The following is a 25,744-nucleotide window of genomic DNA, read 5'->3' on the forward strand; positions in this document are numbered from 1 at the left end:
TTTGCGGTGGCTTATGGTGATTAAGGCGCTGTGCGGTAGCTTTTGTATTGCGTTACTCACACCTTAGCAAGGCGTTATGTGCTTTAGAGGAAAATAGACATGGAAGTAGTAGAAGCTAGCCCTGACTTGGCTCCAATGTTAGCTAGTTATGTGAAAGAATGCTTCAACTCGGGTATCCCAAAGTATTCAGATGTTGAGTTAAACCCTGAAGCTTATTTGTCGGGTTTGGTTGAGCGCTCTAAGGCAACCTCCGAATTACCAAACGGATATTTACCAAGTACAACGTACTACTGCATTTCGAACTCTGAAATCTTAGGTGCTATTCGAGTCCGTACAGGGACGAATGCGAACGTAGAGAATGTAATAGGGCACATTGGTTACGAGACTAGACCATCAGCTCGTGGCAAAGGCATTGCTTCGTTTCTTCTAGCTTGGGTACGTGATCATGTGGTAACTGACTCGGTTATTGTTACCTGTTCAATTGATAACCCAGCATCTCAAAAGGTTATAGAAAACTGCGGTGGCGTATATTTGGGTAACTATACAGACGATAATGAGGGTACAGTAAGGCGCTATCGTTTAGCACGCACATAACAAAGCATTCAAGAGTGATTCGCAACGCTTGGCAGTTTCGCTTCGCTCAAGTATAGCCAAGCGCCGCTCACACCTTAATGCGGCGTTATGTGGCAGGAGAGAAATTATGATTCCATCAGCAGTTCTTGTTCATGTTCCAGATGTGGAAAAAGGGCTTCAATGGTATAAGAAAGCCTTTCCTGAAGCAGTTCCAATTTATCACTCTGACGTCGATTTTACTGTACTAGATTTAAATGGGTTTTCCTTAGAAATTGTCCAAGCAGATGAAAAGGTTGGTTCGGGTAAAAATGGTACTGTTATCTATTGGTCTGTCGACAGCTTATCTGCTGCTTTAGCTCACTTCGAAGCTCTCGGTGCGTATCTTTATCGTGGTCCAATGGAAATCGAAAGTGGGCTTTTCATGTGCCAAGTAGAAGACCCATTCGGTAACTTAATTGGTCTTCGAGGCAAAGCCACATAACAAAGCGTTCAAGAGGGACAGTCAACGCGTGCCGAGTTTGGCTTAAGTCTTGGTATTTGTGTTTACGGTGGTAAATTGAAGTTTGGTGGTAGCGCGTTGCTGCCCCTTAACGCGGCGTTAGTTCCCCAGAGGAAGCAATCAATCCGTAGGGAATTTTTGTTTCTGGTGTAGTACACGCATAACTCGGATGATATCGCCCTCAACCCAGTAAGATACAATCATCGAAATCTCAGGAATAATGAGCAATCGTCCGCGGATGCCATCTCGTTGTACACCCATTAAAGGTTGTTCAAGCAAGTTTTCTACTTTTGCTTCAATGAGGTTGTCAGTTTTTTCTGCCGCATCAGGGTTGAAGTCATAGAGAAACTCGAAGATCTTTTCACGATCATTAAGTGACTCTTCTTCCCATAAAATCATTGCTTACCTCGATTACGGATTCTGGCTTTGCGCTCTTCCATTCGAGACTTAGCCGTTTGGTGCTCAACGAAAACAGATTTTCCTGAGTCAAACTTCTCAAATGCTAGGTTTACTTGTTCAGTTAGCCATGCATCGTGAGATAATGTTTTTCTTTGTTGTTCAGCGAGTTGCTCAGTAAGTTCACGGCAAGCATCACTTAGAGTTCGACCTTGGCTCTCAGCCATTTGTTGAGCTAAGCGTTTTGTTTCTTCATCAACACGAAATTGAATTCTAGTGTCCATGATGTATTCCTTTGTTGGTGTGTGTACAAATGTTAGCACTAGGCTTTGAGATGGGCAACTAACAAACAATTTAAGAGTGATTCGGCACGCGTGGCATTTTACTATGCGTTGGTTTTAGTGATTAAGGTGGTATGCGGGAGCATCGTATTGCGTGCCTCACACCTTAATTGGGCGTTATGTGCTTTCGAAGAAAACGATGAATAAGTGTCTAATCATCATATTAGCTAGTCTTTCATTTGGTGCTCTTGCTGAAGAAGAGTCCATTGACTGTAATAATGCGATGACCACAATCGAGATAAACCAATGTGCTGTTATTGAACTAGAGTCAGCACAAGTTAAATTAGATAAATATCTAAACACTAGCTTTGAGCACAACGCTCATGACCCAGAACTGATTGCAGCAATTAAGCTTGCTCAACAGGATTGGCAAGCATATATGTCCTCTCACTGTGACTCGGTTTATACGCAATGGCGTGATGGAACTATTCGTGGAATTATGGCGATATCGTGCAAAACTAAGTTAACTAAGCAAAGAACGCACGAGTTATGGGAAAATTTTTTAACTTACATGGACAGTACACCACCAGTTTTACCGGAGCCAAGTGTGGAGTAGCTTTCAACCACGCACATAACAAACTGTTCAAGAGGGATTCGCAACGCGTGGCATTTTTACCATGCGTTGGGTTAAGTGATTAAGGTGGTATGCTGCGGCTTTGGTATTGCGTTGCTCACACCTTAACAGGGCGTTAGTACGGGTTTGACGTCAAAGGTCATAAGTTTTGGTGTTTATCTGTTTTCGCGCTCGTCTTTACACCTTTCAGTTTTTACCTGTCACGTTCTTTCCGGTGGCACTATATGCGGAGTGTTTGCTTTGATTTCACCGTTTACGGTCTCTAACTCTTAGCCTATTTCTTTGGCGCTTCTTCGTTTTCGTTGTACTTCCTGAGTTAATCTTGTCGTTCGTTGGGTGTTGCCATCAAAGTGCGAGGATCGAATCCTTTTCTAATTTGAAGCAAGTGGAAGTAGAGCAGTTCAGTGCGTTTTTCTTCTAGCCAACTTTCGTCTTTCAATTGGAATTAAGTTTTGTAGCTGCCCGTCTCACTTCAGTGTTCAAAACCTTTCATATCATGCTAGTTTTCAATATCTTGGAGCGCATAAATAGAAGTAGCGCATGTACTAACAAATTGCTTAAGAGTGATTCGCAACGCGGGGCATTTTTACTATGCGTTGATTTTCGTGATTATGGTGGTATGCGGTAGCATAGGTATTGCGTTGCTCACTACTTAACGCGGCGTTAGGCGTCTATGAAATGGACTATGGAATATTAGCTAATGAAACTCGAAGAACAAATTGAGAAGTTATCAGACATAGGGTTGTCGTTGAATAAAGGTGTGACTATTAACGATTTACTCCTTTCATATTCTAGAGAAGAATACGAATCGAACCCTTTTGATTTAATTCTTTTTGTATACGGAATAGAGATTGAAGAAGAACCATGGGGACGGTTTGTTTGTGATCAGGCGTGGAATTTCGATGCAGAGGCGATTGAAGAGGATGGTTCCTATATTGAAATAGTAAAGCAGTTCCATCGAATTACAGGCAGAACTAAGGACTTAGAGGGGCTGCGAGATACTGTAAACCTAGAAGAACATTATGCAGAGCTCCAATATTCAGTTGATGGTGTTAAAAGGTTGCTAAAGCCTGAAATAGACGATGATTGGGCTGATGCTAAAACTATCGAAATTATACTAAGCGATTTACGCCAACCGCGGTTCGATTTCTATCCAAAGGATAATGGACAAGCCAATATCTGGTTCTATTTGTCTGAAAGTCAGGCTTTAAAGCTAAACAAACTCGCCAATAATGTGTTTAATTTAGAACGTAAGCCATGGTGGAGAGTATGGTAGTTATCAGTGAGTTCAAGACGTCTAACAACCGCTTTAAGACGGATTCTTAATGCTTAGCGGTTTTGGTTTGAATTGGTTTTAGTATTTACGGTGTAATGGTTGAGTGCTGTGGTCGTGGTGCTCTCCACTTACGTGGGCGTTATACGAATGAGGAAGATTCGTGAAAAAGTAGAAGTTTGCATTCTGGGTAATGTGTTTCTTAACGGCTTTAAGCATTCTTCAACTCCCATTTTCTGAGAGTTAAGTATTAGATCATTTATTGGCTCATTTATATCCGCAATATCTCTTGTCAGCTTTACGGCTTTAGTTATCGAGTTGCCGTCGGTAACAAAGTGCTAACGATCACCATCTTTGGGATAAATGCACTTGCTATGCTGGGCATTGCAATATTTAGTGTGTTCTTCTTACTGACTTATCTAAGTCCAAGAACCTTGTTCTTTTTTGTTACAGGGATGGGACTGATGTTTGTTTACCTGTACCCGTTGTATATGTATGCATTTAAATCTACAGAGATTTGGCAACTGAGTAATTAGCATAACAAACTGTCCAATAGAGATTCGCAACACGTGGCATTTTAACTGTGCGTTGAGCTCAGTGATTAAATCGGTATGCGGAAGGTTCGGTATTGCGTTGCTCAACTCCAAAAGGTCATTAATACTCAAAGGTCAAATATGGATATTTACCCAGAAATCGAGTTATCTAAAGCGCAGCATAATGCAATTGAAGCTCTTAGAAACCAGTCGTTTCCTGAACACCAAGTTACTCGCTCTTACTATAAGCAACTCCCGCATATGAGAGTTCTGAATTACGAAGGTGATCAGTTAGTTGGTTACATGGGATTAGACTACAGAGTTGTTCGCGTTGGTGATGAAATTTATAAAGTATTAGGTGTGAGTGACTTTTGTGTCGAGAGCAAAGTTCAAAGACAAGGTATTGGCACAACAATGTTGTCTCAACTCAGCGAGTATGCGTCCACTAAAGATGTCGACTTCATCATTTTAGTCTCCGATTTGGAGCGTTTTTATGTGGCTAATGGTTATATGCGCCTTAACTCTCTAAGTTCTTGGTTGCGAGTTCACGAACATAAAAATTACGGTGTCGCTGTAGAGCAACTAGATGATTTATATGTTAAACCTATCAGCGGTAAAACTTGGGCTGTTGGTCATATAGATTGGTTAGGGTATATGTATTAGTCTGTAGTGGGCTAATAAATTGTTCAAAAAGAAATACTACACGTGGCATTTCCAATTAGCGTTTCTTATACCTTACGGGAGCGCTTTCCCACAAGGAGTAATATGTGATTGTAGTAGCAAGGTTTTCTTTTCCTCATGAAGCTCATATTGCGAGAGCAAGCCTAGATAGTGTCGGAATAGAAAGTTACATCGCTGACGAGCACACGGTAAATACTCAGTGGCTTTATTCAAATGCAATTGGCGGCGTCCGTCTGATGGTGGCCGAAAGTGATGCAGAAGATGCGAAACAAATACTTAGTAGCGATTTCTCAGAATCATTGGGAAATGAAGTTGACGTTGATGAAGAAAAAGACGTTTGCCCTAAATGTGGTAGTAAAGATCTATTTGCATTTACAAAAGGTAAACGCCCAGCTTTCTTAGTTTTTATTTTACTGGGTTTTCCACTGTTTTTTTACAAGCATGGTTATAAGTGTAAGCAGTGTGGGGAGTTTAGTGAAAAACTTTAAATCTTTAGATAACAAGGTATTAAAGAGATAATTTGTACTCGTAGTATTTTTACGATGAGTTATGTCGAGTGCTTATACAAGAAGTCAGAGTTACTGCTTGCTTACAAGCAAAGCATTATACGATAGTGAAGGAATAACATTGAATGAGTGAAATTAAAACAATAGAGCAGTTAAAAGAAATTTACGCAGAGCCAAGTGCGAGAGCTAAAAATAAAGCTCTGCCTGTGCTGGATGTTCATGCGATTACATTAATTAATAACTGCCATTTTGCAGTTCTAAGTACCGCTGATTCACAAGGGTATATCGATCTCTCTCCTAAAGGAGGGGAGCCTGGCTTCGTAAAAGTTTTAGATGAATCAACATTGTTGCTCCCTGATAGCTCGGGGAACAATCGTATAGATAGTCTAAAAAATATCATTAGTAACCCCAAGGTAGGGTTGTTATTGATGGTAAATGGTATTGATGAAGTGCTCCGTATTAAAGGAATCGCAAGTATTCACACCGACGCCAACTTGATATCTGCTTGCCCCGATGGAAGTAAAGATCCTAAGGTTGTTATCAAAATAGTCATAGAGAGTATGTACTTTCATTGTGCGAAAGCGGTGATGAGAGGGAAACTTTGGTCTGATGACTATAAAGTAAATCGCTCAATTCTCCCTTCATTAGCTCAAATCTTTAAAGATCAACAAAAGTTAGAAAGTAAAGCGCTTAATCAAGAAGAGATGTTGAAGTATTACCAATCTAGCCTTTAGAACGAGCTTGGTAATATATTGAAAAGATAGCAAAATCAGGTTCGACCGTGCTCTGCGGAAGTATGGATTAGGTTTAGTGGGGATGTTACTGTCTCAATAGCGTTAGTTCACAAATAAACAATTGTTAGTCCAAATTTTAAAATGAAAAATGCAGAAAAATTTACTCTAGAAAATTACGTTTTGGCTAGTCCGGGAGTTAGGTGTGTTGGACAAATGATTGATCTTTTTGTCAGTTTTAGCATTTTTACTCTCGTTTTATGGGTCGGCTTAGAAATCGGTATTGAAAAAGAGCTTGTGCGCGCTACAGCAGTAACTGCGACTGTATCGTATTACCTTTTTTCTGATTGTTTACCAAATGGTCAAAGTGTGGGTAAAAAACTTTTGGGCATTGCAGTTATAAGTGCAAGAACGGGTAAAAAGTGCAATATTTTTCAGTCGCTCTTTCGAAATGTTATTACTCCATTCTTAGGTTTTATTGACTCAATTTTCATTCTTGGTAAAAAGAGGCAACGGCTCGGTGATAAGTTAGTGAGAACGGTGGTGGTAGTGCACTAGTTTGTTGAAAAAATTGATAGCGCTGAGGACTTGCGTTCAAGTCGGGCTTTGTTTTCGTGGTGGAGCAGCCTTGCTTAGGTGGTAGCGTTACTCACATACTTAATGTAGCGTTGTAAGAAAATTGGTATTGGAGTCCAAGTTTTATGTCAGAAAAAGAGAAAATGTTAGCAGGTGAGCTTTATGACCCAAGTGATGAAGAGTTATTAAAGTTAAGGTTGAGCGCTAGGTTACTAACTGAAAAATTGAATGCTACCTCTGTTGAGCATAAACAAAAGCGAGTTGAAATAACTAAGCACTTGTTCGGCACAACAGGTGACGATATTCATGTTGAATCTTCTTTCAATTGCGACTACGGATCCAACATTCACGTTGGAGATAATTTCTACGCTAATTTTGGTTGTGTGATTTTGGATGTTGCGGAAGTTAAGTTTGGTGATAACTGTTTACTTGGGCCTCAAGTTGGAATTTATACTGCGACTCATCCCTTAGATCCTATCGAGAGGAACAGTGGTTTAGAGCTAGCAAAGCCCATAAACATTGGTGACAATTGTTGGATAGGTGGCCATGCCGTAATCAACCCTGGCGTAACACTTGGGAACAACGTGGTGGTAGCCTCTGGCGCAGTCGTTACAAAGAGTTTTGGAGACAATGTCGTTGTTGGTGGCAACCCAGCCAGAGTACTGAAGGAAATCGTCACTAAGCGATAATAAAGTATATGGACTATTTTGAGCCTGAGTTTAGGACTTATGATCAACTCACCCCAAGCTTTGATGCGTTCAGCGGTTACTTGTTGACGCACTTGAATGTCTAAAATTTGCTTCAATATAGAATCGTTACACGTGGCGCTTTTGCCGTGCGTTGAGCTTGTTTAAAAGTCTCATACGAAATCATTTGTATTACGTGTCTCATACTTTTATTGGATTTTCGTCACCAATAACAAACCAAAAGGCTGACCCCAAAATGTTAGTAACAAAGATTGAAACGGAACGATTAATTCTAAGAGAGCTAGTTGAAGATGATGCAAGCGAATTGTTTGACATCTTCTCAGACCATGAGGTCATGAAATATTGGAACTCTGGCCCTTGGGTTTCAATTGAAGAAGCGCGGACATTTATAGCCAAGAGTACACAGGCCATGAATAGCAATACAGAAGTGACACTAGGCATCTTCCTAAAGAGCAATGGCCAACTTCTGGGTAAGATAATGCTGTTTAATCACGTGAAAGAGTCTAGGCGCGCAGAAATTGGCTTTGGCGTTAGTCGTCATTTCTGGGGTAAAGGCATTGTATTAGAGGCGGGAACTGCATTAATCGAACACGCATTCAAAACACTGAATTTACGTCGAATCGAGGCTGAGATAGATCCAGACAATGCTTCTTCAGGTAAAGTCTTGGAACGGTTAGGTTTTATAAAGGAAGGTTTCCTTAGGCAGCGTTGGGAAGTGAATGGAGTAGTCTCAGATTCAGCAATTTACGGGTTGTTAGCTAAACCCCTGGACAGCGTTTAGTACCCAGCCTTAAAAGCATCTAATAGATCTAGCCTGCTCGTACTCAATACACAGCCTTACACTTGACGGCGAGGTTTCTTGAATTGACTTGGTGGTCACTGAATGTACTATCACGGATAGGACTTACTGCAAGGATAGCAGCATGAGCGAGAAATTATTTTGGGTTAATCCCTACCAAACAGAACTTAACTCAAGAGTGACCAATGTAGACGGAAATAAGGTTGAATTGGACCAGACTATCTTCTTTGCAGAGTCTGGAGGCCAAGAGAGTGATAAAGGAACGATTAATGGTATTCCGGTTTTGATTGCTCAAAAGTTAGGTGTTCGACTTATTTACACATTGGAATCCTCTCCAAATTTTACTCTTGGTGACATTGTAACTACGAATATTGATTGGAAGCGTAGATATGCCTTAATGAAGCTACACTTTGCGGCTGAAGTGGTGCTCGAGATGTTTTATCAGCGTCGGGAAGGCATTGTTAAGATAGGCGCGCATATTTCTGAAAATAAGAGTCGCATAGATTTCGAGTGGTCTGAAAGTATTGGCCCGCTATTGAAAGAAATTGAAACTGATGTGCAAGATTTGATTAACTCTGATTCAGTTATTATTAGTGACTTTTCCGATCAAGAGAGTGAAAGAAGGTATTGGAGAGTGGATGGGTTTGCGCAAGTGCCTTGCGGTGGCACTCACTTAAAGCGCACATCAGAAGTCGGCCAAATTCAATTAAAACGCAAGAACATCGGTAAAGGCAAAGAAAGGGTAGAGATAACCTTATGCTCGTAAGTCGATAGGGCATTAGAAATAGATTCCTAACACGTGGCATTTAATTCATGGTGAGATTCACATTTGCGATATGAAGGTTGAGATTGAGGGCGTGTTGGCTACTTCTGAACAAAAGGTTACAGGGGTGAGAGGATGATATGTCGAAAGTAACATTGAAAGGCTTTATTTTAGTTCCGGAAAAGGATTTAGAATTAGTAAAACATGAGTTAATAATTCACAAAAGGCTCACGTTAGAAGAGTCGGGCTGCCTTACTTTTCTTGTGACTCAAAGCTCGACTAATCCGTTTCGTTTTGATGTCTATGAGGAGTTCGTCGACAAAGCCTCTTTTAAACAACATCAGGAAAGAGTTCAAGCCTCACATTGGGGAAAAGTAACAGCCAATGTTAAACGGCAATACGAAATCTTTGAATGTGTGCATGACTAATCGAATCGGAGTGATTTAGAGCGTTTACGCTTTGTTTTTTAGATTGCTCTACGCTCTACTATGTTGCTTTATTCATCTATTAACCTGGCTTAGTGTTCTTGATACTTTGCCGTATTAAATCTAGAAATTTTAATGGAAGTGTTATGTTTAGAGTTGTGTATGAATGGCGTGTGCCAAGTGAAAAAATGGATGAGTTTCAAAATATATGGCGTTCGACGACAGATTCAATTCATGAGTCAGTAGATGGGGCGCTTGGTAGTTTTATGCTTCGTTCTTACGATGTACCGGAAAAGGTTTTAACTATTGCCAAGTGGCGAACACGTGAAGACTGGGAGCGGTTTTGGGGAACTAGTAACCCAGAAAAAATGAAGAAGATGAGTGAAATTGCAGAGCGTATTTCAGTTGAACCATTCGATGAAATTGAAGATAGAACTAAGTAGGGCAATAGAAACGTTAAAGTGATGCCTAATGAACAGTTTGACGGACAATATGAAAGACAACCTTAATCAAGGAATAGGGTTATGCAGATTTTAATCGTTGGAGGTAGTAAAGGGCTAGGAAGGTTCTTGGCTACGAACTTACAGGGTACAGAAATTTATGCGATTTCTAGATCAAAGCTAGTTAAGGGGGGAGTCGCCTCTGTTTGTATTGACGTTGATCCCGGTAAAAAACCAGATTATACGTGCTTCAAAGGTGTAGAGTTTGACATCATAGTTTATTTGGCGTCGATGTGGGGAGAGTCTTCAGAATTGACAACAAACGAACTGATTGAGTTTATGAATGTTGGTCCGATTGGGTATCTTAATTTAGTCAATGAGCTTAACGCTTTAGGTTCACTTAACGATAAATGCAATATTGTATCTATTGGCTCTACAGCAGAGCTTTCAGAAAGTAGTGAATACCCTGCATTCGCCCTCAGTAAAAGATTACTCAAAGATATTTCTAGCCAGCTGCAAAACGTTTATCGTGATTACCGCTTTACTCACTTTACAATAGGTGGGATCGGGCATGCTGAAGAGGAACGTATTGAGTATTCGAGTGTTTTGGAGATTATAAATATGCTAACCAAGCTTGATCCAAACACATACCTTTCAAATATGCATATAAAGTCCAAGCTAGGAATGTAGCTCTCAAGCTGTATTACGTACCTGCTTCTATGGTTTGGCATCATGTGCATTCTTTTTATTGAGCTATGGTTATAACTCCAATGAAAGGAGTTTACTTATGTCATACATTGATGGGTTTGTCGCTGCAGTGCCGACAGCGAATAAAGAAAAGTATATCGCACACGCAAAAATAGCAGCAGAAATGTTCAGGGAGTTTGGGGCCTTAAAGGTTGTTGAGACGTGGGGGAGTGAAGTACCAGATGGTGAGATCACATCATTTCCCATGGCAGTTAACGCTGAAAGCAACGAAACCGTTGTGTTTTCGTGGGTAGTCTGGCCTTCAAAAGAAGTTCGAGACTCAGGGTGGCTGCGGATCATGGGTGATCCTCGAATGAGTCCAGACAATAACCCAATGCCCTTTGATGGAAAGCGTCTCATTTATGGCGGATTTGATGTTATTTTGGAGCAGTAAAATACCAAATAATCTCAACTCGATTCGTGATACTTGGTGTTTTAATCAGTATTACGCTTCTGATGTACGTTCAATAGACTATTCTGCGATAAGTGTTGATAAAACTCCATTTGGAGGCTTAGAGTAAAAATGGAAGAGATAAATTATTCACTGATTGTCGTATCAGCTATCGCTGCCATCGCTAGCCCCGGACCTGCAACTCTTGCGATAGCAGGCACGTCAATGAACCACGGTCGGCGCTTTGGTGGGTATTTGGCTGCAGGTGTTTTAACGGGGTCTTTATTTTGGTCAACCTCAGCCGCTTTTGGTCTCGCAACCATACTCTATAGCAATGTTTGGCTTTTTGAAATTCTTAGATACTGTGGGGCATTTTATCTTTTATATTTGGCTTTAAAGTCCGTACATTCTGCCTGCAACATCGAGCAGCTAAAGTTACCCAAAACATACGTAACGACAGAGAAGGGTAACTACTTAACCGGAGTGTTAATTCACTTAACTAACCCAAAGGCTATTCTGTTTTTTGGTGCGCTTTATTCGATAGGGGTTCCTCCTACGGCCAGTCCGTTGGAATTGTTGTCGGTCATTTTTGTTGTAGGGCTGGTTAGTGCTTTGGTTTTCTTTGGCTATGCTTTTCTTTTTGCGTATAAAAAGGTCAGGCAAACCTATCTCAGATTCAAAGCAGTTTTTGAAGGCGTGTTCGCGTTATTTTTTGGTGTGGCAAGTATTAAGTTGCTGCTTAGTGAGGCAGGAAAATGAAGCAAAAAAGGCTTGAAGAAATAAGAATAGATAATCTATCTGATTTGACGGTCTATTAAGTATACTAAGTAGCCGATTTGTTAACTTCCATAAGAGCTGCTGGCTAGAAAAAGCTTACAACCAAACGATGCTAAATATTATCATTCAAAGGGCTAACAAAGGCCCATAATTTAATTCGTATCACTGTTCATGATTGTGCTCTTCGCGCAGTGCTGTAGTATTAGTAACGTGTTGTTAATACTAAATATAACCAATTGAAACCTGGACGTTGCATTACTTGTAGTTCGATGAAATGTTATCCCGCAAGACGTTAATTTGGAGAAAAGAATGGATTCAAACTCACTATTATTATTTGTTGTCGCTTGTCTCGCTATCAACATGATTCCTGGACCTGATGTAATTTATATTGTTTCCAATACAATGAAAGGTAAATTATCTGCTGGGCTGAAAGCGGCTCTGGGGCTTGGTATTGGTTACTTTTTTCATACACTAGCGGCATGTTTAGGTTTGTCAGCAATAATTCTGAGTTCATCTTTGGCTTTTAGCGTTGTTAAATGGTTAGGGGCCGCTTACCTAGTTTATTTAGGTGTTCAGTCATTACTGTCTATGTGGCGTGGAGAAAGTAAAATCGTTGAAAACAAAAATGTTGATAATAATAAAAATGTGTTTGTTCAGGGGGTTATCGTCAGCGTCTTGAATCCAAAAGTAGCGCTATTCTTTCTCTCGTTTCTGCCTCAATTTATTGATACGTCTGCAAGCTCAACATCAATGCAATTATTAGTACTTGGCTTGCTGTTCAGCGTACTTGCGACGACATGTAACGTTTTGTACGCATCTGTGGGTAATTGGGTATTTAGTCGTCCACACTCTCAGCGTTATTCAAGAACTCTTGAAGGTGTTTCAGGTATTCTACTTATCAGTCTAGCGAGTAAAGTGGCATTTAGTGATCGTTAGATACAGGGCATTTTATTCTCGTGATTATTATATGGCTAATGTTTGCTCAATCTATACGCTAAATGAGTGCTATTGCATAGGTTGAATCACAAATTTCAAAAATACCAATAAGTGAACGTATTTATTTATAGTATGGTTGGCGCGATTTTATCGTAGCTAGGTTAATAACATGAAAAATAAAGTAATTCTGTGTTCCGCATTCCTTTTGGGTTTGTCAGGTTGTGCTTCTGTTCCTACTGTTGATTCGACAGTATCAAATCAAATGAAATCATTTGAAGCACCTCAAAAGGGGAACGCAGGGATTTACATTTACCGAGAAGATGCTTTTGTCGGAGCAGCGCTTAAAAAGTATGTTTACGTCGATGGGGAATGTATTGGTGAAACCGCTCCTGGTGTATTCTTCTACCATGAGGTCGAAGGCAATAAAGAACATCAAGTAAGTACAGAGTCTGAGTTTTCTGAAAATCACTTAACTATCTTAACGGAAGAGGGCCGTAATTATTTCGTTAATCAATACATTAAAATGGGTGTATTTGTTGGTGGTGCGGGCGTAGAACTCGTAGACGAAAGCAAAGGTAAAGCAGAAGTACTAAAAGTCGACATGGCAGAAAAAGGAAACTGTTCTTCGATCTAGTTTTACAAACAGACCGCTTTTTAGATTAAAAAACACATTATCAATGTAACCCAACGCTTGATGAGATCCATTCAGCGTTGGGTTTTGTATTTTTGGCAAACAGTATACCTATTTCAGACCGCATGATTTGCCACCTCCTAGCTTGAGCCCACTTATTGTTCAAAGAATCTACTTGTGAAACGTGAATTTTCGAGAGGATTTCGTAGGGAGCAATCCTACAAACGCGATTAACAGATATGCCATTCCATCATTAACCTTGTCGAGTGTATTGCTAAACTAGGTAGCGGTGTGTCTCCTCTCATTAAACAAATAATAGGTATATCAGTTTTAGCTTCTATGCCTTTACATCATGCACTCGGAGCGCAATTTAAAATCAAAGGGCTAACACCAATATTAGAGAAAAATCTTGAAAGTCACCTTACACCACTAACGAAACTCTCTGTTTCAAACATTACCTCAAATCGACTAACGCAGATGGTTAATAATGCGTTAAACCCTTATGGCTACTATCATTCCGAGCTCAATGTTCGGAGATCAGAGAATGATCTCATCACGCTTGAGGTTGACGCGGGGGAGGTTATGTCGGTCAAAAAATCTAATATTGCTGTGTCGGGAGAGGCCAGTAACGATCAAGATTTCATCGAACTAATTAATCAAGCTCAACTTAAACAAGGGCAGCCGTTGCTTCATTCTGAGTACGACACGCTAAAACGAAACTTGATTTCATTGGCTCAGCAAAAAGGTTACTTAGATGGACGTTTTATCGAATCGTCTTTGGAAGTCATTCCAAGTTTGAATCAAGCTCATGTGAATCTGCATTTCTCTAGTGGTTCTCGTTACCAATTTGGAGAGCTCTCTGTCCTTACGTCGGGTATCGAAACGGCTCGAATAGAAGCGATGAGAACATTTGAGTGGGGCGACGATTTTGACACTTTGAAATTGAGTCAATATCAGGCCGATCTCTCCAGTACTGATTGGTTTCGCAGTGTGATTGTGAAAGCGGATTTCGAGGAGGTATCCGATGGTCATAATGTGCCGATAGAAGTGCTAGCAGAGCCGAATTCACGCAATATTGTGCAAGTCGGCGGTGGGTATTCGACAGACTTGGGGTTACGCGCTTCGCTGAATTGGAGCAAGCCTTGGTATAACGCACGTGGACACAGTTTTGAGGCACAAGCGTACGCTTCCAAACCGGAACAATCGCTATTACTTGGTTACAAAATTCCCACACAAAATGTTCTAACGGATTACTACGGGATTCAGTTTGAATCTAAGCATGTCGACTATCGAGACACATCGAGTTTTTCTAATGATTTATCGTTTGAAAAACACTGGCAGTTAGACAGTGATTGGCAAAGCACCATGCACGTTCGTTATTTGCAAGAGAGTTATCGACAAGCGTCGGAGAATAACGAATCACAGTTGTTATTACCGGGGGTGACATTTTCACTGCTTGATCGTAAGAACGATCAATTAGAAGTAAAGCACCGTCACGTCTACTCATTGGAATACTCAGACCCCAATTTTTTCTCGGATTCTCGTTTGCTACGTATTGAGGGCAATAGTGTTCTGTCTTGGGACATTAGTGAAAAACACAAGTTTCACTTTCGTTCTAATGTTGGCATTAATGTCGCTGACACTTTGAGCGATATTCCATCATCATTACGTTTCTTTGCGGGAGGTGATGGCAATCTTCGTGGTTATGGTTATGAGTCTATCTCTCCGAGAGATGAAAATGGCGATTTAACCGGTGCTCGTTACATGTTTACTGCTGGGCTGGAATATCAATATCAGGTCTACCGCCAATTGTGGCTTGGGGCATTTTATGATGTCGGTGATGCCTTCAACGATAGGGTGGATTGGAAAAGCGGTACAGGGTTGAGTTTGATATGGAGCTCAAAATACGTGCCCGTCAAAGTGGATTTTGCTTACGGTTTAGATGCTCCGCAAGGAGACCAATTCCGCGTTCACTTTTCGCTAGGCACGCAGTTTTAGCGGGCATTAAAAAGGCTCTCATCCTTGCAGATAGAGAGCCTTTTTAAGTCTTGATTGTTTAGAGTTCGAACTCACCATTCAGTTTCTTGAATATCCAGTTAGGCGCCTTATGCCATCCACCATAGTTTGGATTCTTAGTATGGATCTCATTCATTGATTGCCACTGAGTTTGGCCTTGTCTATCTCGAGATACTTGCCAAAACAGTTCATCTTGTTGTCGAGTTAAGTAGTGCATGACATGTTCTGCAAAAGCTTCGCTTTGGACCAACACACCAAATTCCACATTGAGGAAATCCGATCTTGGGTCGAAGTTTGATGAGCCGATATAAGTCAGCCGATCATCGAGTATCACCGTCTTGTTGTGATAATAAGTATCTGCATGGAAGTAATGGTCATCATTTTTCGCTTGGTTTTTGTACTCTAGTATATGAACGCCCTTATCCAACAAGGTTTGGCGATGCTCCTCGTAATAAGCCGGAATAAAGCCAGAATCATTAGAGGCAGACGAGTTCGTCATTAACGTGATGTCCGCTTTTTGCTCCATCAAGGTATCAATAAAGGCAAATTCACCATCACTCGGTACCACGTAAGGCGTTGATATCACTGCTTTGGATGCAGTGGTTATTTGTTGCCAAACTTGGTGTTCTGCACGTTTTCTAAAGTAGGGTTTGTTGTTTGCTAACTTGTTTAATGAGTCGAAAACGGGGGTGACTTGCGCAGCGATGAAGTCGGGACTGGTCAGTTGCTTAACTTGTTTTTCAACTTCCGCCAGAATGATGCTTTTGTCTTTCTCACCTTTATTAAGCGCTTCAGTAAACGCGGAATAGTTTGGGGTAACGTTAACGATGTTTTCTATCGGCGTAACATGCTCGCTGTCCCAAAGTTGTTGGTAGTTCTGGTCGAACGTTCGAATAATGCTGCCTTTGAACAAGACATCCATATCAAAGAAGTTGGCTTTGCGGCTGTAACCAAAATAGTCGTCGCCAATGTTACGTCCACCTAGAATCATCCATTGATGGTCAACGTTGAAGTACTTCTCGTGCAGACGATTGTCCAAACGTTGTTGATGAGTAGAGAAGTTGACGGCGCGACCAATCCAACCTGACTTACGTGAATCAAACGGATTGAATAAACGAATTTGAATGTTGTCGTGAGCGCTGAGATCAGCAAGCCATTTCTCGTTAAAAACCAATAGATCATCGAGAGTGAGTCGAATTTGCACGCCTCGATCTGCTGCTTGCTTGAGTTCATTGAGTAGCATCAAACCAAGCGCGTCACTCTCCCAAGAAAAATAAGTCATATCGATGCTTTGCTGAGCATTTCTAACCAGTTCAACGCGACGCGCAAAGGCTTCTGGAGCGGTAGGAATTAAGTAAACTTCGGCTTGATGCTGAGTAGTTTGCCAATTGGCTTCAAAATCCGGTTCAACTTGCGGGTAGGGCTGGGCACAGCCAACCAATAGTGCGCTGAAGATAAAGAGTAGCAGGGCACGAAGGGCGTTAGGAAACATGAGTAAACCTTCCTAATGATGTTCAAGGAATAAGGATGAAAAAAGCCAGTGAACTGGCTTTTAGGTATTTGGTAACGAGTTTTTAGTAACTGAAGATAACGTTACATGTGACTCAGAATCAGCCCAAGTTCCTCGAGACCGTTGAGGCGACCTTGGCGCAGTTTTGGATCGATGCCTGAGTGATGAGCATTGTCCCAATCTTGTGTGGATTGAATACCGCCATCGTTATCGATCAGCAATACTCGGTCAGTCGCGCTGTTGTATTGGAAGTCTTCAAATAAACGTTCGCTAAACCACATACGAGAGAGCTCGTTCATCATTGCTTTGTCTTTGCTACCCGGGCGAACACTTGAACCATCAAGCTTTAATGCCTTGTTAAACACAAATGGTAATTCCGATGCATTACAAGCGCCCACAATACAACTGATGCTCTTGAGTAAATCACCAACGTCAAGATCGCCATTTTCACCTTTGGTGTTGTAAGTCCATACGTTGAATCCGGGTTTGTAGTCAAAGTAGTAGAAGCTTGGCGTCGCTCCTGTTGCTTCTTCAGTTGAAACTTTATGACGGTTTGGACCCGTGAAGAGCAAATCATGCAACGTGGTTTTGAATTGCTGCATGTTTTTGGCCGCGCCATTCAGTTCGCTTTCATCGTTAGGGAAGAAGTCAGTCAGAGCAAGTAACTCCGTGGTTGAATCGGAGTTCCCCAAACCGAAGAACAACTTAGTCATCGCCTCATAAGCGGTGCTAGGTAGCAGTTCAAATAAGTCAGAAAGATCGAGTTCAATTGAAGCTGAATCGCTGAGTAATGAACGATATTCAGCACGTAAACGGTTTAAGTTCGTTTCCGATTCTAGCCACTCAACCATGTATTCGACGATTAAGGTTTCGTCACCACTTTCAATGATTTCTGGCGCTTCTTGGCCCAAGATTTCAATAATAGTTGGGATCAAAAATGTCAGGCTCGGCAGCATGCCCAGAGTATTGCTTTCTGCACTGTTTGAGCCAATTACCGTCGGTACGATCCATTCACTCTCAATCGCTTGTTCAGTAAAGTGATAGCCCGGTACTTCTTTCACTAGAAACGCTGGTGGGCGATGCTCGATGTAAGGCGAAAATGGCATCAACGTAGCTAATGGGCTGTTGTCGCGTGTTGGGCTTATAACCGGAATATTCGCGGCGGTCAGTACCCAGTTCTTAAGACGTTGAATAGGGTCAAGCATCTCGCTCTGTACCTTCATAACCTCTTCAAGTGGCAGTAACGCAAGATCTTCAACGCTTTGCTCTGGTCTTTGGCTCTTGGCAACATCGTAACTTTTATATTCAAAGCCGTAAGCGTTGCTTTGCATGATGGCACGTTGAAAGTGCTCACCTGCGATTGCCGCATCGCCTTTTGATTGCTGTAAAATTCCCACCGACATGGCACCCGCACCTTGACCCATGAGTGTCACGTTTTGCGGATTGCCGCCGAATGCCTCTATGTTTTGTTGAACCCATTCAAGCGCGTGTTTTTGATCGCCTAGGCCAAAGTTACCGCCCTCTGGGTTGTCCAAACCATCGACCCAAACACTGCCCAGCAAGCCCAAACGATAGTTAAAAGTAACAGCAATAAACGGGTTACCATCGTCAGCACCTTGTGCAACCACCATATCACCATGAATCAGCGGTTCTGAGCCTGCGCCGTATTCAAAGTCTCCACCGTGAATAAAGACATACACTGGCAAATCTGCGTACGCTTCTGTCCCTGCTGGTCGCCAAATGTTTAGGTTCAAACAATCTTCTGATTGCGTTTGTGCCGTGGTTTTTAACTGCGGGCACGCATCACCGAACTGAGTCGCATCAATATCGCCTTCAAGTGGGACCGCAATGCTGTGCTGAAAGCGGTCTGCTTGCGCAAATTGGATACCTTTGAACGCCTCTACCGCTGCCAGCTTTTCATCCGCATCAAGAGGCGTGATGACAAGGGACTCTTTGGTCGCTTGAATGGTTGCATCGCCAATTTCCAAAGCGATTTGCTCTGGTGGTAAGGGTTGTAGTGGCTTCGGGCCGTTAGGAACGCTAGGTTTACCAGAGTCATCACTGCAAGCTGCTAAGGCAAGAGTGATGGTAATGGCTAAAATTGAGCGATTGAGTAAAGTCATTGTTATGTCCAAAAAGTCATTTGGTGCGTACACCGAAAATGTTAAACGGCATCTAACAAGCGACGTCCTGACGCTTTGGCATTAATCCGTGAATGGTTGGATGGCTTGTTGTATTGATGGCTCAAATGGTAGGACATCGGCGACAGTTTCAGTAATCGCCTTTGTAGGATGCAGTCCTACCATCGTCTAGGGGCCGGCTCTTTATGAGAGCTAGAAACGGTAACCAAGATTTAAGGTTACTGACTCTCGAGTTTCCCCTTTGTTATAGAGAAAGGTCAGGTTGTAGTTTTTGCCGATTTGCTTATTGAAACCAGTCAAAAACGCCCATTGATTAAGATCTACACCAATGTCGTAATCGAATTCGATATCACCGCTTTTTACATGCCCGTCCATTCGAGCGTCCAGTCCTTGATATTCTGCTCCGACAAAGAACTGCGTGCGATAATCGACAAGTTGATAACCCAACATCGGCTGTACAGTAACAATACCATCGCCCCAATCATCTAAGCCCTTTAAGCGAGTTTGCGAATAGGTACCAGTGACAGAAGCAAAGAACTCTTTATAGCCAACCGAAAGGGTTGTACCTATACCACGAAGGTCATATTCCAAATGCAGCGGCACGTCTAAGCGTCCGCGACTACAAAGTGCAGATAAACCATCGCAAAACTTATCACCTAATCCTGGCAGTTTATCGTTCAGCTTATCTTTTATGTACTGGCCACCTTCACCCGTGTAGGCGGCATCAACATTGGCATCGACATTAACTTTTCCGATGTAACCAAATACATTCCAAAATGGCAGGATGTTTACATCGCCACGAAGCGTCATGCTCTCAGCACTCACGATGCCGACACTGTCTTCTGGATCAAACAGTTCATTAAGGCCGATGCCTTCAATCGTGAAATCATTAAATGGAATATTCATATCTTGATTTCGATACGCTAGCGATACACCAAACGGCAGAGGCAAATCGATACCTTGACGACGAACCATATCACCCATTAAAGGAAAAACGCGGTCTAGCTTAACACTGGCTTCTTGCATGCGTGGATCAGAGACCTCATTCAAGCGTTTTTCGTCTAGTACTTGCACGCCAAGCTTATCTTCATAAATCGCTACCGGTTTTACGCTGCTCATCATTTCGAGGGGTTTATTTTTCTTTGAACCAACTATCTTGGTGTTTTTACTGGCAATCGCAATTTTGCCTGATGTTAACTTCTGGAAGAGGATCTCTTGATCGTAAGAATCCACTTGGTAGTTGTGATGTGTGAACGGTTTATCGTTGGTAATGACCATACGTTTCGGTTCACCATTAACCAACTCAATATCAACGCTTAAAAAGCGAAAGTAGGCGATATCTTGAGGAAGACCGTATTTTGAGTAATTAAAACTGATGATCACATTACCATTCTGATCCTCTTTGGCTCTTACTGATGACGGATCAAAACTCTCTGCGTAGTTTCGAAGGCGGTATTCTGTTCGTGTGAAAGCTTCGATCTCATCAAGTACTTTTTCATTTTCATCGAGTTGTTCAGGGTTGTACTTGATACGCAGATCAATGTTGCCTTTGTTATCGGTGTTCTTAACCAAGTAGACGGACGAATCGCGAACGCTATCACCGATTTTAACACTTCGGTGGGCATGCTCGACCAAATGCTCGCCTTGAACTAGAGAGCTGATGGCCAGTTTTGGTAAATCATGACTGATACCGTATTTGTCGAACAGTGCTCGGCCTTGCTCGATTACTTCGTTGTAGGTCGTCGTCTCTTCAGCGGCGAAGCCAAAAGTGGGGGTAGTAAGCATTAGTGCGCTCGCGAGCACAGTAAGAGAAGACGTCTTGCCGGCGCGTAATTCAAAAAAACTCATGACAGTTTCCACTCTGAATAGTCTCAAACCTTCGAGACTCAGACAGTTAATGTGTCACTGAACTTCTTGTTCAGTTAGATAGATATGTTTGCTGTGATTGATGTTGTGAATGCATGGTTTTCGATTGCATTTCGTGAATCAATGAGAGGATTTTATGAGGTGAAGAGAGATTCCGTTAATCGCTTTTGATGGATACTATCCTCGCTTTATGGGTTACGAAGAAATAATAGCTAGCTCACAAACAAACAGCCCTGCATAGCAGAAGCAATGCAGGGCTTTAGTTTCAAGTACGGAGCTGACGCTTAGACCGTAACGCGAACACGAAACAGATCAGTAAACAACTTGGCAATCATCAAAATGATCATAATGTTTACCAGCATCAGCAAGGGCGTTTCAATTCGATACGCTGGGGTTAAGTTGAGCGCACCCGATGTCAAAACAACCAATAAGTTAATACCTAGAATTCTATGTACCATCAGTTTTGGTGTGGAAAAAACCTTCCAAATCAAGATGATGTTGATGAAGTAGAATAGCCCAAGCTGCCAAAGCTCGGTCATCATTGGCATTAGGAAAATGTATTGCAATAGAATCACCGTGCCAGTGCCTATCACACCAAAAAATGCATCTTTAATAATGCTTGGTGGCATAGTAGGAACGATTGAAGAGAACACGCCTGCTAGCATCGGAAAAATGAAACCTCCGGGCACAGGAAGATAAATCCAGATCAACAGCGACGTCACGAACATGGAGACACCTTGCAGTACCTTTCTGCCGTCTTCATTCAAATGCTGGATGAAGGTCCGATGCTCATGAGGCCAAACAGTACTGTTATCGCCTCGCATGACAAAAGGGACGTCGCCAATTAATGATGTACTCGGCTTTTTCATATCAAAGCTTTGAAGTTGCTGCGTTAGCGTTGGCCAATCGATCTCACGACTTTGCGATTTATCTGCTTGTTCTAGCAATCGGTCTTGGATTTGTGCCATCTCATTTAAACGCGCACGCCATAGCTGACGATGTTCTTTCAAGTGGTAGCTGCCAGTAAGTGGTAAGCCGACCAGTTGGAATAACTTTTCTATGTTGGCGGTGTTGGTCTCAAGAGCTTCAATATCTATATCATTGGGCGATTTCATAGCGTTAAGCATCGCCTCTCTGCTGGCCTCAAAACGTTGAATGAAGTTTTGTTCTGTACTGACTGGCCAGACTAATCGGTACACAACAGAAAACGTGATCACACCAAGAATCGTCTCTTGCATGCGAAGAACAGCGAAGTGGAACGTTGCTTGACTATCAAATCCTCCCATACATGCGATGATGGAGCACACAGCAAAACCGATAGAGAACACATAACCATACTTTTCGTCGCTCGACATAAAAATGCACGCACCTAAAAACAAGGTGAAGAAGGTGAGAAACAAAAAGCGGTCTTGAGAGAACATCGCGATAAGAAAGAAGGCATAACCGATGCCCAATAAGGTTCCCAGCAATCGGTTATTACCTTTGTTTATCGAGTGTGCGAAGCTTTCGTTCAATGCCATCACCGCGACCGCAATTGCCGCCCAGTAAGGTTTCTCCCATTGAAACCATAAGGCAAGGCAGATCGCGATAACGATAGACAGCGCAGCTTTGATTGCTTCTTTGGTTGAGGCATTAAACATACATTCCACCGCATTATTGTTTGATGATTTTGATAGAGGCCGTCATACCAACACGTAGTTGAAAATCTTTCGGTAAGTGATCTAATTTAACTTTAATTGGAATGCGTTGAGCTAAGCGTATCCACTGAAAGTTAGGGTTCACATTGGGCAAAAGATCGTTACCAGTACTACCATCTTGCTTCGCAATGCCGTAGCCAATGCTTTTGATTTTTCCTTCCAGCACAGCTTCATTGTGCATCATTAAGGTCACGTAGGCTTTATCTTGTGGATCAACGCCAACTAAATCCGTTTCTTTGAAATATCCTTCGATCCAAAAGCTGTCTTCATCAATCAAAGCCACGACTGGGGAGTTAGCGACGACTTGAGAGCCGACGCGTAAGTTCAAATTAGTTATATAACCATTCGTTGGCGCATAAACTTTTGTGTAATCAAGGTTTAGCTTGGCTTCTTCAACATTGGCTTTCGCGAGCTCTACGTTGGCAACGGCTGTCTCCACCGCATTGTCTAGGTTATTCAATGTCAGTACAGGTACAGCGCCAGGTGTGCGCTTTTCTAACTTAAGTGCTCGCTGCTCTTCATTTTTGGCCTTTGCTAGTAATGCAATGGCTTGCTTTTGAGCTGCTAGCGCTTTGTGGTACGCCGCTTTATAGATGCTTGGGTCAATCTCAAACAGCAAATCGCCTTGTTTCACTTGCGAATTGTCTTCAACGTAGACTTGGATGATTTGTCCTGTCACGCGGGGGGTTATAGAAACGATGTGCGCGCTAACTTGGCCATCTCTAGTCCATGGGTTGTCAGTGTATGATTGGTAGTAGCTGAAAATCACGGTGCCAGCTGAACACAGTAGTAGCAGTGTGATGAGATAACGTTTTATCACGGAATTTGCCTCAAAATATGGTAATGAATCGGCCAATAACGCCAGTAAAAATCACAATTAGGCTTAGCTCTGCGAGTGCAGGAAATGCAACGTATTTGTGGAGTCCCAGTTTTGTAGCAACGGTTCCGACCAAAATGGTGAGCATGTAAGCCAATGCAATAACCAGCAACAAGGGAGGGAAGTAAACTTCGCCCCACACAAGTTCATGTGGCATTGAGTTCATGGTGTTTTTCTCTATTAACTTGATGAATGGAAAGATAAGGCAAATGATGGCATCCGTGATAATCGCTTTTGGAGGATCTAATCCATCAAACGAAAGGTGTTATGCGCTATATAGAGGGAATAGCGCAACAAAGTAGCTTTTTGGACAGTGAAAATAAAAATAAATTTATTTTCCAATTTATTTGATGTTCATTTCAGACCACTAAGTTATTAAATTTTCGACAATTATTGTTCAATGTTTGCGTTTGAATATGCGAAGTGATGGTTTCATCCTTCAAATGGGATTACGAGTTGTGAGGTTTTGTTTCTAATATTCGCTTCGAAGCAAACGAGATGCTTTTTAAATTAAATAATCCAACAAATATGAGTGAAAGATTATTCGTTAGATTATTTGAGTTTTATATTTATTAGTAAGAGTAAAATTGTCATGGAAATTATTTCTAACCTTTTTGACATGGCACCATTTGTTGCTCTCTTTATTACGCTCTCGCTCGGTTATATGGTTGGTAAAATTACCATTGGTCGATTTGTTCTTGGCGGTGTTGCCGGAACATTATTAATGGGTGTGATTATTGGGCAATTTGGTGTTCATATTGATCCCGGCGTAAAAAGCATTTTCTTTGCGCTCTTTATTTACGCAGTAGGGTATCAAGGTGGTGCGCAGTTCTTCAAAGCACTGAACTTTAGAACCATCAACATTCTACTTTCCGCTGTAGTGATGACGGTGTCTGGCCTGCTTTGTGTACTAGCAGCAGCTTGGATGTTTGATCTAGACAGAGGTACGGCAGCAGGCCTTGCAGCTGGTGGTTTGACTCAATCGGCAATCATCGGTACAGCGGGTGATGCGATCGCACGTCTTGGTGTTGTGACAGAAGAAGCTAAGCACCTAATGCAGACCAACGTCGCAGTAGGCTACGCAGTTACGTACATCTTTGGTTCGCTTGGTCCAATTCTGATGGTGACATGGGTATTCCCAACACTGATGAAGTGGGATATCCGAGCAGAAGCGATTGCTCTAGAAGAGAAAAATTCAAATGGTAAGCGTGATTTAGCGCCGGGTGAGTTCAACGCTATCACAGCGCTGGTTACACGAGCATTTAAAGTGAGCAAAGATGGTGGGCTAGCAGGCAAAACCTTAGCTCAGTTAAACCAACACGCTCTGGCTGCTTGTATTGAATTGATTCAACGCGATGGCAAAGTGCTAGACGTGGACAAATTCACAGCACTGAAAGAAGGGGATGTCATTGTTGTAACAGGTCGTCGTAATGCGGTACATCAGCTGCAAGATGGTTTGGCTGACAACGAGATTGCACTTCCAGAAGGCTATGAAGTTATAGAAGAAAACCGTCAACTGATCGCAGACAACCGCAAACTGATTGGTAAGTCGCTGCAAGAGATTAAAGAGGCTTCGAACCAAGGCTCTATGCGCGGTATTTATGTGACAGACTATATTCGTGAAGGCAACTCAATTGAAATGACGCCGGATCTTGTGGTGAAGAAAAACGACGTCATCCAGCTTACAGGTACCGCAAAAGACATCAATCGCGTTGAGAAAAACATTGGTCAGCGAATGGGCTCAGCAAACGTGACTGACTTAATCGTGCTTGGTATGGGCATGGTGGTTGGCCTATTAATTGGTCTAATCAGTTTTAAGATTGCTGGTATTCCCGTCACTATCGGTTCTGGTGCAGGTTGTTTGATCTCAGGTTTGATCGTCGGTTGGTTGCGTAGCCGCAATCCGCATGTTGCTCAGTTTCCTGTGGGTGCCGCGAACTTTATTCGAGATTTCGGTTTGGCAGCATTTGTAGGTATTGTTGGCCTTGAGGCTGGCCCTCAAGCGGTCGACACCATCAAAGAACACGGTATGTCTCTGTTGTTCCTTGGCATGGGTGTAACGATTATCCCTCAGATTATTTCGTTCTTCTTCTCATACTTTGTATTGAAGATTAAGAACCCAGTTGAAGCACTTGGCTGTGTTACAGGTGGACGAAGTGCGAACCCAGCATTCGCGGCTTTAATGGAAAAAACTGGTAACGCAACGCCAGTATTCTCATTCACTGTGACTTATGCAGTCGCCAATGTACTGCTTACCCTATGGGGCCCAATTATTGTCGGCATTATTACTTTAAACGCAGGCATGTAATTTAAATAAATTCGAACACTCTTATCGCCT

Annotated in this window: 28 protein-coding genes; 20 read left to right on the forward strand and 8 right to left on the reverse strand. The window is 42.1% G+C overall.

Going from position 1 to position 25,744, the window contains the following annotated elements; translation table 11 throughout:
- Positions 1-99: 99 nt before the first annotated feature.
- Entirely contained in the window at positions 100-594 is a 495-nt protein-coding gene (locus tag R7P35_RS15005) for a GNAT family N-acetyltransferase (protein ID WP_318092293.1), read from the forward strand.
- Positions 595-700: 106 nt separating this feature from the next.
- Positions 701-1,054 carry a VOC family protein gene (locus R7P35_RS15010; RefSeq protein ID WP_025768999.1) on the forward strand — a complete coding sequence of 118 codons (354 nt, stop codon included), beginning with the start codon at positions 701-703 and terminating at the stop codon, positions 1,052-1,054.
- Between the two features lie 138 nt (positions 1,055-1,192).
- Here R7P35_RS15010 and R7P35_RS15015 read toward each other — a convergent pair whose 3' ends face one another.
- Both R7P35_RS15015 and R7P35_RS15020 read right to left on the reverse strand, forming a co-directional pair.
- On the reverse strand, positions 1,193-1,471 hold the full coding sequence (locus R7P35_RS15015; RefSeq protein WP_005398411.1) for a type II toxin-antitoxin system mRNA interferase toxin, RelE/StbE family: 279 nt from the start codon (positions 1,469-1,471) through the stop codon (positions 1,193-1,195).
- Positions 1,468-1,752, reverse strand: a complete 285-nt coding sequence (locus R7P35_RS15020) for a type II toxin-antitoxin system RelB/DinJ family antitoxin (RefSeq protein WP_005398409.1) — start codon at positions 1,750-1,752, stop codon at positions 1,468-1,470. Before R7P35_RS15020 ends, R7P35_RS15015 begins: the two co-directional genes overlap by 4 nt.
- Positions 1,753-1,948: 196 nt before the next feature.
- Here R7P35_RS15020 and R7P35_RS15025 point away from each other — a divergent pair, with 196 nt between their 5' ends.
- The 17 genes from R7P35_RS15025 to R7P35_RS15105 all read left to right on the forward strand — a co-directional run bounded on the left by R7P35_RS15025 (position 1,949) and on the right by R7P35_RS15105 (position 15,297).
- Positions 1,949-2,365 carry a lysozyme inhibitor LprI family protein gene (locus R7P35_RS15025; protein WP_047104489.1) on the forward strand — a complete coding sequence of 139 codons (417 nt, stop codon included), beginning with the start codon at positions 1,949-1,951 and terminating at the stop codon, positions 2,363-2,365.
- A gap of 718 nt (positions 2,366-3,083) precedes the next feature.
- A complete protein-coding gene (locus tag R7P35_RS15030) occupies positions 3,084-3,659 on the forward strand; it encodes a hypothetical protein (RefSeq protein ID WP_258458712.1) in 576 nt (191 codons plus the stop codon).
- 671 nt (positions 3,660-4,330) lie between these two features.
- Positions 4,331-4,852: a GNAT family N-acetyltransferase gene (locus tag R7P35_RS15035; RefSeq protein ID WP_054575061.1), complete on the forward strand. Its 522-nt coding sequence runs from the start codon at positions 4,331-4,333 to the stop codon at positions 4,850-4,852.
- A gap of 104 nt (positions 4,853-4,956) precedes the next feature.
- On the forward strand, positions 4,957-5,358 hold the full coding sequence (locus R7P35_RS15040) for a DUF2007 domain-containing protein (protein ID WP_005377076.1): 402 nt from the start codon (positions 4,957-4,959) through the stop codon (positions 5,356-5,358).
- A gap of 143 nt (positions 5,359-5,501) precedes the next feature.
- Entirely contained in the window at positions 5,502-6,110 is a 609-nt protein-coding gene (locus R7P35_RS15045) for a pyridoxamine 5'-phosphate oxidase family protein (protein ID WP_005389306.1), read from the forward strand.
- A gap of 141 nt (positions 6,111-6,251) precedes the next feature.
- Complete coding sequence (locus R7P35_RS15050; RefSeq protein ID WP_021707760.1) at positions 6,252-6,665, forward strand: RDD family protein; 414 nt, start codon at positions 6,252-6,254, stop codon at positions 6,663-6,665.
- 143 nt (positions 6,666-6,808) lie between these two features.
- The gene (locus R7P35_RS15055; protein ID WP_053306980.1) at positions 6,809-7,372 is read left to right on the forward strand and encodes a sugar O-acetyltransferase; all 564 of its coding nucleotides are present in this window, start codon (positions 6,809-6,811) and stop codon (positions 7,370-7,372) included.
- Between the two features lie 253 nt (positions 7,373-7,625).
- Positions 7,626-8,171, forward strand: coding sequence for a GNAT family N-acetyltransferase (locus R7P35_RS15060; RefSeq protein WP_025768089.1), 546 nt, complete (start codon positions 7,626-7,628; stop codon positions 8,169-8,171).
- A gap of 142 nt (positions 8,172-8,313) precedes the next feature.
- Positions 8,314-8,955 (forward strand): alanine--tRNA ligase-related protein, encoded by a 642-nt coding sequence (locus R7P35_RS15065; protein WP_005377082.1) that lies wholly within the window; start codon positions 8,314-8,316, stop codon positions 8,953-8,955.
- A gap of 137 nt (positions 8,956-9,092) precedes the next feature.
- The gene (locus tag R7P35_RS15070) at positions 9,093-9,380 is read left to right on the forward strand and encodes a putative quinol monooxygenase (protein WP_158173947.1); all 288 of its coding nucleotides are present in this window, start codon (positions 9,093-9,095) and stop codon (positions 9,378-9,380) included.
- A 143-nt stretch (positions 9,381-9,523) separates the two neighbouring features.
- Entirely contained in the window at positions 9,524-9,820 is a 297-nt protein-coding gene (locus R7P35_RS15075; protein ID WP_031781322.1) for an antibiotic biosynthesis monooxygenase family protein, read from the forward strand.
- Positions 9,821-9,901: 81 nt separating this feature from the next.
- Complete coding sequence (locus tag R7P35_RS15080) at positions 9,902-10,507, forward strand: hypothetical protein (RefSeq protein ID WP_170893431.1); 606 nt, start codon at positions 9,902-9,904, stop codon at positions 10,505-10,507.
- A gap of 97 nt (positions 10,508-10,604) precedes the next feature.
- Complete coding sequence (locus R7P35_RS15085) at positions 10,605-10,958, forward strand: DUF1428 domain-containing protein (RefSeq protein ID WP_005387184.1); 354 nt, start codon at positions 10,605-10,607, stop codon at positions 10,956-10,958.
- 129 nt (positions 10,959-11,087) lie between these two features.
- Positions 11,088-11,714 carry a LysE family translocator gene (locus tag R7P35_RS15090; RefSeq protein ID WP_005387183.1) on the forward strand — a complete coding sequence of 209 codons (627 nt, stop codon included), beginning with the start codon at positions 11,088-11,090 and terminating at the stop codon, positions 11,712-11,714.
- Positions 11,715-12,041: 327 nt separating this feature from the next.
- Entirely contained in the window at positions 12,042-12,668 is a 627-nt protein-coding gene (locus tag R7P35_RS15095) for a LysE family translocator (RefSeq protein WP_033907480.1), read from the forward strand.
- Between the two features lie 169 nt (positions 12,669-12,837).
- On the forward strand, positions 12,838-13,302 hold the full coding sequence (locus R7P35_RS15100; RefSeq protein ID WP_005377099.1) for a DUF2846 domain-containing protein: 465 nt from the start codon (positions 12,838-12,840) through the stop codon (positions 13,300-13,302).
- Between the two features lie 336 nt (positions 13,303-13,638).
- The gene (locus tag R7P35_RS15105) at positions 13,639-15,297 is read left to right on the forward strand and encodes an autotransporter assembly complex family protein (protein WP_318092300.1); all 1,659 of its coding nucleotides are present in this window, start codon (positions 13,639-13,641) and stop codon (positions 15,295-15,297) included.
- A gap of 58 nt (positions 15,298-15,355) precedes the next feature.
- On the opposite strand, the gene R7P35_RS15110 is transcribed toward R7P35_RS15105, so the two are convergent.
- The 6 genes from R7P35_RS15110 to R7P35_RS15135 all read right to left on the reverse strand — a co-directional run bounded on the left by R7P35_RS15110 (position 15,356) and on the right by R7P35_RS15135 (position 23,572).
- Positions 15,356-16,807, reverse strand: coding sequence for a phospholipase D family protein (locus tag R7P35_RS15110; RefSeq protein ID WP_130546142.1), 1,452 nt, complete (start codon positions 16,805-16,807; stop codon positions 15,356-15,358).
- 101 nt (positions 16,808-16,908) lie between these two features.
- Positions 16,909-18,948: a carboxylesterase family protein gene (locus R7P35_RS15115; RefSeq protein WP_213904968.1), complete on the reverse strand. Its 2,040-nt coding sequence runs from the start codon at positions 18,946-18,948 to the stop codon at positions 16,909-16,911.
- A 210-nt stretch (positions 18,949-19,158) separates the two neighbouring features.
- The gene (locus R7P35_RS15120) at positions 19,159-20,814 is read right to left on the reverse strand and encodes a hypothetical protein (protein ID WP_017821369.1); all 1,656 of its coding nucleotides are present in this window, start codon (positions 20,812-20,814) and stop codon (positions 19,159-19,161) included.
- 302 nt (positions 20,815-21,116) lie between these two features.
- On the reverse strand, positions 21,117-22,472 hold the full coding sequence (locus R7P35_RS15125; protein WP_213904969.1) for an FUSC family protein: 1,356 nt from the start codon (positions 22,470-22,472) through the stop codon (positions 21,117-21,119).
- Positions 22,473-22,485: 13 nt separating this feature from the next.
- A complete protein-coding gene (locus R7P35_RS15130; protein ID WP_047009848.1) occupies positions 22,486-23,349 on the reverse strand; it encodes an HlyD family secretion protein in 864 nt (287 codons plus the stop codon).
- Between the two features lie 10 nt (positions 23,350-23,359).
- Complete coding sequence (locus R7P35_RS15135; protein ID WP_005377106.1) at positions 23,360-23,572, reverse strand: DUF1656 domain-containing protein; 213 nt, start codon at positions 23,570-23,572, stop codon at positions 23,360-23,362.
- A 426-nt stretch (positions 23,573-23,998) separates the two neighbouring features.
- Here R7P35_RS15135 and aspT point away from each other — a divergent pair, with 426 nt between their 5' ends.
- The gene (aspT, locus tag R7P35_RS15140) at positions 23,999-25,714 is read left to right on the forward strand and encodes an aspartate-alanine antiporter (RefSeq protein ID WP_213904970.1); all 1,716 of its coding nucleotides are present in this window, start codon (positions 23,999-24,001) and stop codon (positions 25,712-25,714) included.
- The last annotated feature ends 30 nt before the right edge of the window (positions 25,715-25,744 follow it).

The organism is Vibrio sp. Vb0304 (assembly GCF_033338995.1).
GTDB lineage: Bacteria > Pseudomonadota > Gammaproteobacteria > Enterobacterales > Vibrionaceae > Vibrio > Vibrio alginolyticus.